This is a genomic window from Secundilactobacillus collinoides DSM 20515 = JCM 1123 (assembly GCF_001435975.1).
Lineage (GTDB): Bacteria > Bacillota > Bacilli > Lactobacillales > Lactobacillaceae > Secundilactobacillus > Secundilactobacillus collinoides.
This window is the reverse complement of sequence record NZ_AYYR01000060.1, coordinates 1-591: the sequence shown is the minus strand read 5'-3', so window position 1 is coordinate 591 and position 591 is coordinate 1. Positions and strand designations below refer to the sequence as shown.

The following is a 591-nucleotide window of genomic DNA, read 5'->3' as shown; positions in this document are numbered from 1 at the left end:
CGTTTAAAACAAAAAATTGAGCGGGAAGATTTTAAATTACGGCAATCTAAATACTATGAAAATCGGCAAGCCCGCAAAGCCCGTTCTCACCGATTAATTCAAAAAGGGGCTTTATTAGAAAAGTACTTTCAAGCTAATAACCTCTCGGTCGAACAAACCGAAGAACTTTTAAAAACATTTGCTGACTATGTTAACGCCCATAAACCGGATAAATTAAAAAACGATCAACCTAATAACTAGGCCGATCGTTTTTATTTTCAGGATTGTTTTTTGGCTTAATTTCTGGATTGTGTTTAGCAAAGTCTTTTAACTGTTTTTGAATTCTTTGTGTAAGCTCTGCTTTACTTTCTTTGTGCTTCCTTTTACTTGATCGCTGTTGAATTATCTTTTGACCCTTACCTCTTCTTTTTGATTTTAGGTCAAGCGTAAAATCTGAAATTTTATTTTGATCTAGCTTACTTAAATGACCGATTTCTTTAAAGTTTAAACCGGCTTGGGGAAAGCGATAAATATTACCAAGATCGACCCAGGAAGGTTTCTTCAACCCAGCGGATTGCCAATCTTGAATCGGATAATATTGTTGCTTGATAT

2 protein-coding genes are annotated in these 591 nt (G+C 34.9%); one reads left to right on the top strand and one right to left on the bottom strand.

All coding sequences use genetic code 11. The annotated features are described in order from the left end of the window. Nucleotides 1-240, top strand: a 240-nt coding sequence (locus tag FC82_RS10770; RefSeq protein ID WP_056996990.1) for a hypothetical protein, incomplete at its 5' end; no start/stop codon positions are given. Here the strand turns inward: FC82_RS10770 and FC82_RS10765 are convergent. Next, nucleotides 230-591, bottom strand: a 362-nt coding sequence (locus FC82_RS10765; RefSeq protein WP_056996989.1) for a hypothetical protein, incomplete at its 5' end; no start/stop codon positions are given. The genes FC82_RS10770 and FC82_RS10765 overlap by 11 nt on opposite strands.